Origin of the sequence: Pseudanabaena sp. PCC 7367 (genome assembly GCF_000317065.1) — a bacterium.
GTDB lineage: Bacteria > Cyanobacteriota > Cyanobacteriia > Pseudanabaenales > Pseudanabaenaceae > Thalassoporum > Thalassoporum mexicanum.
In genome coordinates this window covers 4,328,424-4,341,444 of the sequence record NC_019701.1, presented here as the reverse complement: position 1 = coordinate 4,341,444, position 13,021 = coordinate 4,328,424, and the positions used below count along the sequence as shown (strand labels likewise).

Genomic DNA, 13,021 nt, shown 5'->3' with positions numbered 1-13,021 from the left:
GGAATGCCTTGTCAGGAGTAGTATTTGCTACTCAAACCCATATAGTGATGGTTCTGTTGAAAACAGATTACATCAAAACTTGTCTGGTGGAATTGAACATCCTACTTCTACTTGATGGTCGAAATCGCAATTCTCTACTAGAGATACAAGTTTGTTTAGCTCCACAAATCGCAAACTGAAAAATGTTATTTCTACACTTGATAATATTAATAATACAATCGCAAAGTATCGTAATCGCTTATTTCTTAGAACCCAAATGCAAAGTAAAATAGAAAAAATACTTAAAATTATTCCTATTAACGTTAAAAATATCTTGCCAAAAAGCGCATTTGAACTAACTACATAAGAAGACAAAGAGTCTTGGATATCGCTATATGGATATAAACCAATTTTGATATCAAATAACAACAAATAGGCGAACGCAAAATTTAAAATCTTTTGCATTAAAACAACTATAATCGCCACAAATTGACATATCATTTATTTTGTAAAAATTTTTAGAGTATCTCGACTTTGATGATTTCAGCAACGCCTAAAAGACAGCTTCAATTAGCTCGATTGGTTCTCTACCACAAACCGGAGCTTATCAACCATTGTGGCCACTTGGTCAGTATTCAAGCGATAGCTGAGGGGATTAACCACCAGGCGAGCGGTACTCTCAAATAATTCTTCGATTTCTACCAGGCCATTTTCGCGTAGGGTTTTGCCAGTGGAAACCAAATCCACGATCGCATCGGACATGCCCGTAATTGGCCCCAATTCCACCGATCCATAGAGGGGAATTACTTCCACCGGTAGATCGATGCTCTTGAAATAGGCTTTGGCACAATTGACAAATTTGGAGGCAACCCGACAATGGGAGGGCAATTGCAGCGGCGTTTTATAGGGGCTTTGCTTGGGCACCGCGATCGCCATACGGCAATAGCCATACTTCAGATCCAGTAATTGCGCTACCCTGGGCTGCTTTTCACGCAATACATCGTCACCAGCAAACCCAACCTGCGCCTGGCCATATTCCACATAAACAGGTACATCATGGGTGCGTACCAACAGTGCCTTGGCGCTACCAGTGGGATCGACAATTTGCAACATGCGATTGGAATCATCCAGAAACGCACTGAAGTCTAATCCCACCGATTTAAGTAGGTTAATGGAACTCTTGAGCAAAGCTCCTTTCGGAATCGCAAAAGTGAGCATGTTTATTATTTAATACCCCCAGGGGAATTCGAATCACCCTTTTCTTCCGTTAAAGGGAAGTGTCCTGGCCTATTAGACGATGGGGGCTCATTATCCTATTTAGATATTTAGAAAAACTGAACAAAGAAATCTAATCAAACCAATACCCCCAAGGGAATTCGAATCCCTGTCGCCTCCGTGAAAGGGAGGTGTCCTAGGCCTCTAGACGATGGGGGCGTATTTGTGACTTTATCAAAGATAACTAAGTGTGTATCCTTTGTCAATTCACCGTCAGATTTTTCCGGCGAAATCTATTCTAGCAGTTGTGGTTTAGTTTTGGCTGCCTTGCCAAGTAATTTTTTGAAGCAATTTATTCTGATTCTGCGCATCTCAAATTTGGGGCTAACTCAAATTAATTTGGCTGAACTTTGTCAATGTAGGCTGATCCTACAAACACAACAAATAACGGTTTGTAAACTGAATCAGCAAAAAATCCAAATCCACCGCCAATTCAGATTCAACTATGGCAGAATTGATTAAATCGATTACTATATAAAATCCTAAAAAAGAGTATCAGCTATGGCAGTTAAGGTTCTGATTCCTACCCCCCTGCAACAACTAACCAAAAATCAGGCAGCCGTTGAATGTGACGGACATGATATTAATGAAATTCTTGATTCCTTAGAAACCAACTTCCCTGGCGTTAAAGCACGGATTTGTGACGATCAAGGTAATTTACGTCGGTTTGTCAATTTTTATGTTAATAGCGAAGATATTCGCTTCCTTGAGGGGCCTCAAACCAAGTTGAGTGATGGCGATGAGGTGAGCATTATTCCGGCGATCGCTGGCGGCTAGGTCTTTAGCGCTGCTGATCGAGCTATTAGTAGAAAAAACAGTAGAGCGATTCAAGATTAACGATCGCAATCAAACCATAATCAAACCACGATCAAACCATAATCAAGGGGTAGTTGTTTCGTCTGGTGTTAGAAACAGATGCAACGATCGCCCTTTATTTTTCGTGGAATTGAGTAAGAGCAATTATGGGCTGATCAAGACGCTAATTGCTAATGTAGATATCCTAAATAGTTGAACAGCCAGAGCATGGCCTCACCCTCGATCGCTTCCTCGGAACCATCCCCACCGAAGAAATCAATCACCCATCCCATTGCTGCGCCAATAATTTTGCCCACCTGGGTTGCCAGCTCTTCGGGGCCAATCCCAGTTAGCACCTGCAACACAAACACCACAATGGCGATCGTGAAGGCGGTTTTAATGGCAACTTTGATAATGTTGATCAGCGCCAGAAAAAGCAAAGCTGCCACGATCAGCGCACCAATAAGTAGAGGCAGATCCATATTTACTTAGGTTCCTACGAATAAATTTGGTTAGTTAAATTGTTCTGCTTGCGCAAATTTAGAAATTTCGAGCCCAAGGCTAAGATTCTAGTTCTGAACTGGCAAGATTAGGCTTTGGTAATAGAAGCCAATAAGTGGAGTAGTAGTTTTTGATTAATCAATATAGCTGGTTTTGCGGCGCGGGTGAATCGATCTTCTGACGATCGCTAGGATTTGGAATTAGTTCTGGCCAGTTTTGAGCAATTACCATCGATCGCGCTCTTCACCTTGCTGAAAACTGCTGATTAAAACTATTTAAAATAGAGTCTGTGGATTCTTGGGCATCTTGTCAGGCAATCTCGATCGTTGATCTTGCCTTTTTGCTGATTAGACTTGCCTTTTTGCTGATTAAATAAGAAACAATTTGCCTCCGTCCACGTCCTAAGACTAAGACCCAGCACTTAAACTCGATGTTCCCTTGTTTCTATTGCTTGCCTGCATATTCGCTAGAGTAGGAGTCAAGTAGATGCGATCGCCCCAGAACCTATTTCCTGAAACAGTTATGCGCCAAATAGTTAATCCTAGAATCTTCACCACGTTTGCATTATTGCTAGCAATTGGTTCCACCAGAGCAATCATGCCGATCGCTGCTTTTGCCCAGGCTGCCGATCCCTTGCCGCCAGTGCCCACTGTAGAAGTAGGTGATCCGATCGAGCGGGTGCTTGAGTCTGGCCTGATGTCAAATGCCGCCGATGGTAAGTTCCATGCTGAGCGGGTGATTTCCCGTGCTGAGTTAGCCACAATTTTGGTTGATACTTTTAATCTGGAGCAACGGGTTACGGGCAACAATGAGGTAGTCCCGCTAAAGGATGTGCCCAAATCCCACTGGGCCTATGGCAAAATCCAGACGGTTTTACGCACCAAAACCATGACTGGCTATTACCCTGGCGAGTTTTACCCCAATCAACGGATCAATCGCGCTGAGGCGATGGCGATCTTTGCGAATGCCTATGGCGTGTTTCAGTTCCCCACCGAAACGATCGATCGGGTTTTGGCGATGTATCCCGACGCGGATCAAATTCCCACCTGGGCGCGGAAATCAATGGCCACGGCGTTGTATGAACAGTTCGTGAACTTAGACAATGGCGGCTTGATTAAACCATTGGAACCAATGACCCGTGGGGATATGGCCTATGTGCTGAGTCAATATTTAACCCGCCTGGATCAAACTGCGCCGCTGCCCTGGTCTAGTGAGGAGTTTCCACAGAATAACTAAACCTTATACCTAAACCTTTGTAGTAGCTTTTCGACTAAGCAAACCCTGTGGCCTGACCAGTAACATCACAAACAACAACGCAAACGCCACCGCATCCTTATAGGCCGAAAAGTCTGCTGGTACAAATGCTTCTGCAAGGCCAATTAACACGCCGCCCAACACCGCACCGGGAATACTGCCCAGGCCACCCAAAACAATCACCGCCAGCCCCTTCAGGCCAAAGGTGATGCCAAAATAGGGGCCAGCAATACTGAAGCTGGAACCCACCAGCGTACCGGCGATCCCAGCCAGGAAGCCCGACACAAAAAAGGTGAACATAATAATAAATTCGGCATCGATCCCCAGCAGGCTAGCCGTGGTTGGGTCTTCTGCTACGGCCTTGAGCGCCTTGCCCAGCTTGGTGAAATTAATCACATAGGTGAGCACCGCCAGAATTACCACCGAAACCCCAAAAATCACCAGTTGCACTGTACGAATCACGATCGGATTAGCGACACTGCCAAAGTTGATCGATTCTGGCAAATTGCCATAGATATCGGCGGCAAATGAATAATTCTCGGCACCGACCAGGAATTGAATAGTATTGACGATCGCAACGGCTACACCCAGGCTGGAAACCAGTGTCAGCAGCGAATCAGCACCCTTTAATCGCAAGGGTCGAAAGGCAATTCGCTCTACCAGCACGCTTACCAGTCCGGCCAGAATGCCACCTAGAATCATGGCGATCGCAAAGGGGAATTTAATTGGTAGTGCCGCATTGGCCAGCAGGCCATTAAACCCAAATGAGCCACCGTGCAGCGTATAGGCAAAATATGCCCCCAGGGTAAAAATCGCGCCGTGGGCAAAATTAATGATCCCCAGTACCGAAAAAACCAAGGTATAGCCAAGCGCAAAAATGGCATAGACACTGCCGATCGAAAGCCCATTTAAAACTTGCTTGATTAATAAAGTAATATCCACTGCCAGACTATTTAATTAAGTATTTGTTAATTAAGTATTTGCCGATTGATTATTTTCGCCATCATCATCACTAGCTTGATCAGCATTTTCAGGAGCATTAGTAGGAGCTTGGCTCGATCGAGATTGCTCTGTATTTACAGGGCTATCAACCATAGATGGCATTGCCGATCGCAATGATTGGTCTAAGCTACCCAAATTGCCGATCGCGCCAAAGGGCTGAACCGATGGCTCCAATACATTATTACTAGCAGGTTGCCCCGCCATTGATAGCATCGCTTGGATCGTACCAGGAATTGAGTTGGGGTCCATGAACAAAACCTTGGCACTGGGGCTTTCGCCAATTTTTTTGCCCATATTAATATATTCCTGAGCCAGCAAATATTGCATCGCCAACTGGGAGTTATCATGCTTGGCAAATACATCTGCCACTTCTTTGATCGATTCCCGGGCTGCCTGGGCATTCAAAAGCTGGACATCATGGTTAGCCTGAGCCAGCAATCGCGCCGATTCTGCCTCCCCCTTGGCTAGGTAGATCGCCACATCCATGTCTGCCTGGGAACGGGTACGTTTTGCGGTACTTTGATTTTTGGCCACATCGAGATCCTCGATCGCCCTGATCACCTCATCCCGCGATTGGGGCGTAACCTCAGTGATTGCCACCTGGAAAATTTCTACGCCCCAGTCATCGGAGCGGCCTTTTAATTGTTTGATTACCTCATCGCTAATCTGATCCTGGGCAGCATAGGTTTGCCGAAAGGTCATATTTGCGATCACCTTACGCAGAGTAGCAGTGGCAATAATTTCGATCGCCTGCTTAACATCTTCCACCTCAAAGCTAACCTTAGCCAAATCCTCAATCCGCCAGTAGATTGCCGCATCGATCGTGATATCCACATTATCCGCCGTGATCACCTCCTGGCGAGGAATATCATAGACCTGATCGACAATCCTGGTTTCAAAATCAATTTTGTCAACCACGGGCATCACAAAATTAACCCCCGGCTCCAGGGTGCGGATATACTTACCAAATCGAGTTACCAGGGCTTGCTTATCTTCGTCAATAAACTTGATTGAACTCAAGAAAAAACCGCTGGAGAACAAGAGAAAAGTGAAGATAAATAAAAACTGCGGCATATGTGCACATCCCCAGGAGTTAGCAAAGGACTATGATCCACGATAGTTTTAGGCGATCGAATCGATATCAATGAGTAGACCAATGGATAGTTTGATAGTTGGACAAATAGAAATTTTGGGGTTAATTTACACCAAATGGAGGGCGATCGCCAATATTTGATTTTGCCACCACTATTCACATTGTATATCTAGCTAATTTCCTAATTTCCCAACCGATCGAGGCAGGCACAGCGCTTAAAGATGGATATTGAAGAAGCTGCAAAAAAATTCCATGAAGCACTTAAGCCTAAGCAAACCCTGAAGGCAAAGGATAGCGAATATATTCTGGATTTCAAAAAATTGGGGGAATCGGGATTTGGCATTACCTATAAAGCTAAGCACAAAGATACGAAAGAGGATGTAGTAATCAAGACCTACGATCCTAAGCTGGGTAGCGATCCTAACTTTGCCAAATTTAAGGAAGCTTTCGACAAGGAACGCCAGCAAATTTTCGGTATCCGCAAAGGGATGCCGGTCAAACCACCGGATGGTGCGCCTTGTTTGGTAGAGATCAAAGAAAGTTTCCCGCCTGAAGAAGATAAAGAGGAGGGTAAGGATAAGGCAGCGGGAAAAGCTGAGCAAAATGGCAAGGCGGAGAAATCAAATGATTCTGGCGCAGCCAAGTCTGATAAATCTAGCGAATCTAGCAAATCTGGCAAATCAGGCAAACCAGATAAAGCTGATCAGGGGGGAGACCAAAAGACCGATCAAAAACCACCATCGGGCGATCGTGATACCAAAGAAGATCAGAAACCAGGCGAGCCAAAGGATAAATCAGGCAAGGGCGATCAAAAGAGCAATGGCAACGGCAAACCTGATGCAGATGATAAAAAGCCAGACGATAAAGGGGACAAAGCAGATAAGGAAGAAAAGAAGGAAGATCCCAGCCTTCTAGCAATGTATTTTGTGGCGGGCAAAAGCCTGGCCGATCTGGTCAAAGACCAGGGCAAACTCAGCGAAAAAGACGCAGTTAAATATATTACTCAGGTCGGTAAAGAACTTCAAAAGCTCCATGCCAAGGGATTTATCCACAAAGATATCAATCCTAAAAATATTATTTTGCAGAGCTTTGATAATGAGATGAAAGCAGTGTTGGTGGATTTTGGCCTGGCGCGGCACATCATTCCGGCTCGATTTCCCAAAGGCCGCGATCCTGGCCTCAAGCCCTACGATCCGCCGGAACAGGTTCATGCCAGAGAAATCACCCCCACCCCTGGCTATGACATCTATGGCTTGGCAGCAACGCTGTATTTTGCCGTAACTGGCGAACCACCGATTCCTGCTGCCTCAAGGGGGCTAGGAGGAGGATTAAAGGGGTTATATCGAGGGAATGAGTTGCTTTCACCACGTGAGGCGATCGCAGATTTAAAAGTTAGTGATGCCTTGAATCGGGGCGTAATGAAAGGACTGGAGCTGCGGATCAGGAAGCGGCCAAAGTCTATGGAAAAGTGGCTGAAGATGATTAAGCCCAAGGATGTGCCCTGGTTTTTGCTGTCGGGGTTGGCGGCATTCAGTGCTTTTTTGCCCATGGCGATCAATCTAGACTTTGCGGTTACCGGGCATGACCCGCTGGCTAGTCCTTATTTCTGGATTTACTTGGCGCTGCTAGTGGTAGCGGCATTGGCAGTTAGGGGCGACAAACTGGCCAAGAAGTTTGATGCCAGGCTAATGGCATTTTTATTTGTCTGTTTTGGACTAGGGTTGGGGTTGAAGATCGCTAGCCTGTTTGCGGCAAGTGCTGCTGGTTTATTCATTTGCCAAAGCCAAAGTATTCTCAAAAAAAGCTTTATGTGGTGGCAAAGTCTGGCTATTTTGGTTGGAGTTGCCTGGCTGGGGATCGTAGTTGGTCTAGCCGCTTAGCTGACCAGAACCAGAAGTATTAATCACATCCTGAGCAAAAGACCTATGAATCGCGCCACAGCCCCCGCTTATTTTGTTTAGCTATTTGTTCTAACCCTTCATATTCATCACACTCACTGCCATAACCAGGATCATAATAGGCATTGCCTTGCTCTACCAGGGTTTTGTTTACATTAGTACCATTGGCAAAAATTTCTGCGATCAAGCGGCCATAGTGATTCTTGCCAAACACCTTCAACCCAAACTGTGCATCACTGAGCAGGCTGACCAGGGCATCACGGGCTCGATCGCCATCGATCGCCTCGGCTGATATCTCTGGTGCAATAATACAAGCCAGGCTTACCTTAGTTTTGACCCCTCGTTCAATTACGGTGATGTTATTGCCGTCATAGAATTGCAATGTCCGCAACACTGTATCTGGTTGAAACAGATTAAAGATATTAAAGGCAGTCAGGGCGATCGCTAATAAAAAATGCATTACAAATCGATCTTTGGTTAAATGGGCACAGGTTTCGATCGTGGCAAATTTTGGTTGTTTGGGTTAGTCCCCCAAGGCTGAAATTTGCGTTTTTAGCCAATAAAATAACCTGATCTGTAGCTCTTGTAGATGATTAGCTAATCTAAAAATTATTGCCATGATTCACTTTCTGGCGACAAAATTAGGTAAAGTTTCTATAGGGTGTGCTTAGCTCTGTTAAAGATCGCTATCGCTATATCAGTTAACTAACTAGATTCGCTAACTAGTGACTGATTGGCTAGATGCTTCATCTAATTAGCAATGCCCAAATTAAAAATTTCAACTAAAATTAACCTAGACAGTAGAAATTGTAGAACAATGGTTAAAAACAGAGTTTTTGCGATTGTAATTACATTAGCTGCTTATATATTCTCGATCGCTGCATGGGTTGGCTTCATGCCCAGTTCGGCTTTAGCGGCTGATCCCGCCCAGGTGGTGCAACTGCGCCAGACCAAAATTTGCCAGGGTTGCGATCTTAGTCGTGCTTATCTGGTGGCAAACAAACTGGATTATGCCTATTTACTCTCTGCCGATCTCAGCCGTGCCAGCCTCAGTTTTGCCAGTTTGGATCATGCCAGCCTAAGCCGTACCAATCTCAGTGGTGCGATCCTGGATGGGGCGGTGCTGACCAATGCTAAGTTGCTGTTTGCCAATCTTAGCGATGCCAATTTAGCGGCTGCCGATCTTAGCAATGCAAATTTGAATAGTGCTAATTTCCAGGGCACTAATTTAACTGGTGCAAATCTCGATCGCGCCGATCTTAGCTATGCCAGGAACTTGACGATCGACCAGGTGAAGTCGGCCAAAAATTGGCAACAGGCGATCTTCAGCCGCAGGTTTCACAAGCGCTTGATGGCAAGTGTTGATTGATTGAACTTAATCCACAAATATCAATGATTCGGTAATTTCGATCGCCTCTTCGACCTCAACTGTCCCCTGACATCCTGAATCATCCACCTGGGTAAAACGATAATATTGGCGATCGCGCTCTAGCCATTCTGAGAAAACCTTGGTTTGATTGGGCTGATCGGGGGAGGAGCCATGATAGAGGGTGGCGCGGCCAAAGTTCCTGGTATTCAAGCGTGATGAGCTGTCGGGTAAGATTGGCTCGAAGATGATCGGCCGCGATTCGATCGCAAAGCATTGCAGGTTGGCATTGCTGTAAATAATTTCATACTGGGGAAAATGACCACAGGGGATGCTCATGCCGGGGGCGCATCTTTTGGTATCGATCGCGGTGACCTTGAAGCCACTGGGCACATATTCCGGCACCGCGACCCTGACCCCCAGATTTTTTAGTTTGAGTAGTTTGGGGGCGCTGATTCCGGCGATGCCAGTAAAATTCTGGGCGATCGCCTCTGGCTTGCCTTGATTACCAATGCTTGAGCTAACAATACTAATCCCAAATAATGCTAGTCCAGCAAGGCTGGCTCCTGCGACTAATCGCTTTAATCGCCCGAATCGTTGACCGAATAGTTGCTTCATGGTTAACCCTCCTCACGCTGCCACAAAAAAGATGGCGAGTTCAAGGCAGGATTGTAGCACTAAGCGGGTTAATCCGCACAAAATGATTAAAGTAAAGCGATCAATCAAAATTAGCGTTCCATCGCCTCGACTGACTTAGGCACCGCCGCCGTCAACACCTCATGCCCCGAATCAGTTACCAACACATCATCTTCGATCCTGATCCCAATTCCCTTCCAGCGATCGGCAATGGCCGGTTGATCCTCGGCCGCTTCAGCATTCGGCGCAATATAAATCCCCGGCTCGATCGTCAGCACTTGATTAGGCACCAAATTTTGCCAGGTTTCACCCACTCGATACAAACCCGTATCATGGACATCCATCCCCAGCCAATGACTGGTGCCATGCATAAAAAAGGCTTTGTACTTGCCCTCTTCAATTAATTGGTCTAGTTCGCCACGTAGCAACCCTAGTTCCAACAGCCCCTCGGTAATCACCCGCACCGCTGCCTCATGGGGCGCTTGGCAAGAATTACCTGGCTTCACCGCATCGATCGCCGCCAGTTGTGCCTTCAACACCAGCTCATAAAGTAGCTTTTGTTCGGGGCTGAATTTGCCATCGATCGGGAAAGTGCGCGTAATATCGGAGTTGTAATAGTCATAGCAACAGCCCGCATCAATCAAGAGCAGATCGCCCGCTTTCAGTTGTGCCTTATTCTCGACATAATGCAAAATACAGGCATTCTCGCCCCCAGCCACGATCGAAGGATAGGCAGGCCCCATGCCACCAGAAACCCGAAATTGCAATTCCATTTGCGCCTGGATCGCATATTCATACATACCCGGTTGGGTGGATTGCCGCGCTTGGTTGTGGGCATCTGCGGCGATCGCCACCGCCTGTCGAATTTTGGTTAGTTCATCAGTGCTCTTGCGGTTCCGGATTGGTGCTAAGAGTAATCTGGCATCAGCGATCGCGGTGGGGCCTGTGCCTCGCTTAGCATAGCGATCGAGTAGTTTTTGCCACCAGCCAATCACCAGATCATTAAACTCACGATCGCGGCCAAAGGAATAATAGAGCGGATTACTTTTAACCAAGTAGGGCAGAACTTCGGCTTCTAGCTCAGCGATCGGATAGGCTTCGTCTGCGCCATAAATTTCTTTTGCGCCTTCAATGCCAGTACGCAAGCCTGACCAAGTTTCCGCCAGGGGATCGCGGGGACGCACAAATAAAATAAACCGATGCTCGTCGTGGTTGGGGCATAAAACCGCCACCGCATCTGGTTCTGCTAAGCCAGTGAGGTAATAAAAATCACTATCCTGGCGATAGTTATACTCAACGTCGTAATGGTTAACCGCCGGGGGAGCACTCCTGAAAATAGCTACGCCCTCGCCAATTTTTTCGATCAGCCGCTGCCGCCGCTGAGCATAAATATTAGTCATACGCTAATTTATTAACCTCGATCGTCCTACTTACCTGGCCGCTAATTTGTCTAAATTAATTGCCAAGATATTCAATTGTAAGCATATTCGACTAGCTGAGTGGGTAATCGATCTTACTCTGGTGCTACTGCTCTTGATTCAGCGAAGGTCAAGTTGAGTTAAATATTAGAACTCTTGCAAAATCACTCCATCACAGCTTTTATCCCACATTTCGCGGTTAAGACCCACATTCCGCGCTTATAAAACGAAATTGATCAATTAAATATTGACGCTATATGTAGTACCCCAAACAATCTAAAACTCTATATATGGCATTTGGACAAATTATTATGAGCCAGTATATATGCTTATCAGTCTTAAGTCAGTTCTCTTGTTTTCTTGTGAAATTGACCAAGCTACGTGGTAATAAGGGCTTTGGGATTGCATCATCAATTTAATTATTAATTTTCCAAAGTAAACCGCGGAATGTCGGATATAAAACAATATCAAGTGCAAGTGTACAAGAAAGCACGAGAGGTCGGCTGCAATCAAAATGAGTCAGCCGAGATTGTCTCAGTCAATATAAGGCGCAGCAATCGGTTGAACGCGGTTTTCGCTTCCTCAAAGACCCACTATTTTTCACCTCTAGTGTGTTTGTTAAATATCCTCACCGAGTGGCAGCAATGGCGATGGTAATGGGCTTATGCTTGTTAGTCTATTCACTCGGACAGCGCAAGTTACGGCAAGCTTTGGCGCGTGCTGGCGACACGATTGCCGACCAGCGGGGAAAACCGACTGACCGTCCCACTCTGCGCTGGGTTTTCCAGTGCTTTCAAGCCGTCCATTTACTCCATATGGCTGGCACTAAGCAAATTTCTAATCTTACTGAGGAACGTTTGCTGATCTTAAATTTCCTTGGTGCTCCCTGTCAGAAATATTATCTGCTTTGCTGACCTAACCGCGAAATGTAGGATCCAATATGATTCAAACTCATAAATTCAAGAATTATGGCCAAATTTATCCTACCCAGACTAAGCTGACATCTTTGCAATAAAACTTTAGCCAAAGCTTATTTTTGATATCAGTTCGATCTAATTCGATCTAAAACAACAGCTAACAAAGTAATTAAGGTTTGCGGGCGATTCTTAATAATAATCACAAGTTACGGGCTCAAAACATCTTATCTCTATTGAACCCAGGTTGGCTGAGCCCCCAGCCTAAACCTAATTAAAATTAATCACAGCAACCATGATGCTGGCTTATTCTGCCTGGGGGCGGTTCATCACAAAAGTATTACAGTTAACCTTGCCAGTGCGTTCATACTGAAATTTATCTACCCCCTGGAAAGCCAGATAAACCCCCAGTCCACCGATCGATCGGTTTTCCAAGGGCTGGCTGAGATCACCGGGATCTTCTTTACTGGCCGGATCAAATTTTTCCCCCGTATCCTCTACACAAATTGTCAATGTGGCAGCATCCAGATCAGCCTTAATATGCACATCCCCTTCTAGCCCAGCCTCTTCATAGCCATGCAGAATAATATTAGTAACAATTTCATCGACTGCTAAGCGAAGCCGATAGGCTGCCTTTTTATCTAACCCTGCTTCTCCAGCAGCATGCATAACATATTTGGCGATCGGTGAGAGGGAATCCAGCTTCCCTGGTACGGTTAAAGGTTCCATGATATTTCCATGAATGTTGAGAAATACGGGTAGAAACAATCGAAGCTAATATTTGCCTAGCTCAAAGCAGGTAACTTTTGTAAAAGCCTAATTTAGCTAGATAGCAAGCATAGATTTAATCTCGTTTGCCAATTGGCAGAGCGATCGCCACTAACCTGCTA

General features: G+C 45.6%; 12 protein-coding genes, 1 tRNA gene and 1 pseudogene. 5 read left to right on the top strand and 9 right to left on the bottom strand.

Going from position 1 to position 13,021, the window contains the following annotated elements; translation table 11 throughout:
- Positions 1–549: 549 nt before the first annotated feature.
- Entirely contained in the window at positions 550–1,197 is a 648-nt protein-coding gene (hisG, locus tag PSE7367_RS17415) for an ATP phosphoribosyltransferase (protein WP_015166656.1), read from the bottom strand.
- Positions 1,198–1,340: 143 nt separating this feature from the next.
- Positions 1,341–1,413 (bottom strand) — tRNA-Glu (locus PSE7367_RS17405).
- Between the two features lie 342 nt (positions 1,414–1,755).
- On the opposite strand from PSE7367_RS17405, the gene PSE7367_RS17395 reads away from it, so the two are divergent.
- Positions 1,756–2,031 carry a MoaD/ThiS family protein gene (locus PSE7367_RS17395; RefSeq protein ID WP_015166655.1) on the top strand — a complete coding sequence of 92 codons (276 nt, stop codon included), beginning with the start codon at positions 1,756–1,758 and terminating at the stop codon, positions 2,029–2,031.
- Positions 2,032–2,240: 209 nt separating this feature from the next.
- Here PSE7367_RS17395 and PSE7367_RS17390 read toward each other — a convergent pair whose 3' ends face one another.
- Positions 2,241–2,531: a hypothetical protein gene (locus PSE7367_RS17390; protein ID WP_015166654.1), complete on the bottom strand. Its 291-nt coding sequence runs from the start codon at positions 2,529–2,531 to the stop codon at positions 2,241–2,243.
- A gap of 505 nt (positions 2,532–3,036) precedes the next feature.
- On the opposite strand from PSE7367_RS17390, the gene PSE7367_RS17385 reads away from it, so the two are divergent.
- On the top strand, positions 3,037–3,786 hold the full coding sequence (locus PSE7367_RS17385; protein WP_015166653.1) for an S-layer homology domain-containing protein: 750 nt from the start codon (positions 3,037–3,039) through the stop codon (positions 3,784–3,786).
- A 9-nt stretch (positions 3,787–3,795) separates the two neighbouring features.
- Here PSE7367_RS17385 and PSE7367_RS17380 read toward each other — a convergent pair whose 3' ends face one another.
- Both PSE7367_RS17380 and PSE7367_RS17375 read right to left on the bottom strand, forming a co-directional pair.
- Entirely contained in the window at positions 3,796–4,746 is a 951-nt protein-coding gene (locus PSE7367_RS17380) for a branched-chain amino acid ABC transporter permease (protein WP_015166652.1), read from the bottom strand.
- Positions 4,747–4,776: 30 nt separating this feature from the next.
- Positions 4,777–5,880: an SPFH domain-containing protein gene (locus PSE7367_RS17375; RefSeq protein WP_015166651.1), complete on the bottom strand. Its 1,104-nt coding sequence runs from the start codon at positions 5,878–5,880 to the stop codon at positions 4,777–4,779.
- 240 nt (positions 5,881–6,120) lie between these two features.
- Here PSE7367_RS17375 and PSE7367_RS17370 point away from each other — a divergent pair, with 240 nt between their 5' ends.
- Positions 6,121–7,779 carry a serine/threonine protein kinase gene (locus PSE7367_RS17370; protein ID WP_015166650.1) on the top strand — a complete coding sequence of 553 codons (1,659 nt, stop codon included), beginning with the start codon at positions 6,121–6,123 and terminating at the stop codon, positions 7,777–7,779.
- 43 nt (positions 7,780–7,822) lie between these two features.
- Here the strand turns inward: PSE7367_RS17370 and PSE7367_RS17365 are convergent, their stop codons facing one another.
- Positions 7,823–8,257, bottom strand: coding sequence for a thermonuclease family protein (locus tag PSE7367_RS17365; protein WP_015166649.1), 435 nt, complete (start codon positions 8,255–8,257; stop codon positions 7,823–7,825).
- A gap of 357 nt (positions 8,258–8,614) precedes the next feature.
- On the opposite strand from PSE7367_RS17365, the gene PSE7367_RS17360 reads away from it, so the two are divergent.
- Positions 8,615–9,166, top strand: a complete 552-nt coding sequence (locus PSE7367_RS17360) for a pentapeptide repeat-containing protein (protein ID WP_015166648.1) — start codon at positions 8,615–8,617, stop codon at positions 9,164–9,166.
- A gap of 6 nt (positions 9,167–9,172) precedes the next feature.
- On the opposite strand, the gene PSE7367_RS17355 is transcribed toward PSE7367_RS17360, so the two are convergent.
- The gene (locus PSE7367_RS17355; RefSeq protein WP_015166647.1) at positions 9,173–9,781 is read right to left on the bottom strand and encodes a hypothetical protein; all 609 of its coding nucleotides are present in this window, start codon (positions 9,779–9,781) and stop codon (positions 9,173–9,175) included.
- Between the two features lie 110 nt (positions 9,782–9,891).
- The gene (locus PSE7367_RS17350; RefSeq protein ID WP_015166646.1) at positions 9,892–11,199 is read right to left on the bottom strand and encodes an aminopeptidase P N-terminal domain-containing protein; all 1,308 of its coding nucleotides are present in this window, start codon (positions 11,197–11,199) and stop codon (positions 9,892–9,894) included.
- Positions 11,200–11,744: 545 nt separating this feature from the next.
- Here PSE7367_RS17350 and PSE7367_RS17345 point away from each other — a divergent pair.
- Positions 11,745–12,131 (top strand): annotated as a pseudogene (locus PSE7367_RS17345) (IS1634 family transposase); the annotation flags it as partial.
- 306 nt (positions 12,132–12,437) lie between these two features.
- Here the strand turns inward: PSE7367_RS17345 and PSE7367_RS17340 are convergent.
- Positions 12,438–12,860 (bottom strand): ATP-binding protein, encoded by a 423-nt coding sequence (locus tag PSE7367_RS17340; protein WP_015166645.1) that lies wholly within the window; start codon positions 12,858–12,860, stop codon positions 12,438–12,440.
- Positions 12,861–13,021: the final 161 nt, after the last annotated feature.

Bases quoted from the DNA above. Each gene is read 5' to 3' on its own strand.
- hisG (WP_015166656.1), bottom strand. From the start codon at position 1,197: ATGCTCACTTTTGCGATTCCGAAAGGAGCTTTGCTCAAGAGTTCCATT.
- PSE7367_RS17395 (WP_015166655.1), top strand. From the start codon at position 1,756: ATGGCAGTTAAGGTTCTGATTCCTACCCCCCTGCAACAACTAACCAAA.
- PSE7367_RS17390 (WP_015166654.1), bottom strand. From the start codon at position 2,531: ATGGATCTGCCTCTACTTATTGGTGCGCTGATCGTGGCAGCTTTGCTT.
- PSE7367_RS17385 (WP_015166653.1), top strand. From the start codon at position 3,037: ATGCGATCGCCCCAGAACCTATTTCCTGAAACAGTTATGCGCCAAATA.
- PSE7367_RS17375 (WP_015166651.1), bottom strand. From the start codon at position 5,880: ATGCCGCAGTTTTTATTTATCTTCACTTTTCTCTTGTTCTCCAGCGGT.
- PSE7367_RS17370 (WP_015166650.1), top strand. From the start codon at position 6,121: ATGGATATTGAAGAAGCTGCAAAAAAATTCCATGAAGCACTTAAGCCT.
- PSE7367_RS17365 (WP_015166649.1), bottom strand. From the start codon at position 8,257: ATGCATTTTTTATTAGCGATCGCCCTGACTGCCTTTAATATCTTTAAT.
- PSE7367_RS17360 (WP_015166648.1), top strand. From the start codon at position 8,615: ATGGTTAAAAACAGAGTTTTTGCGATTGTAATTACATTAGCTGCTTAT.
- PSE7367_RS17355 (WP_015166647.1), bottom strand. From the start codon at position 9,781: ATGAAGCAACTATTCGGTCAACGATTCGGGCGATTAAAGCGATTAGTC.
- PSE7367_RS17350 (WP_015166646.1), bottom strand. From the start codon at position 11,199: ATGACTAATATTTATGCTCAGCGGCGGCAGCGGCTGATCGAAAAAATT.
- PSE7367_RS17340 (WP_015166645.1), bottom strand. From the start codon at position 12,860: ATGGAACCTTTAACCGTACCAGGGAAGCTGGATTCCCTCTCACCGATC.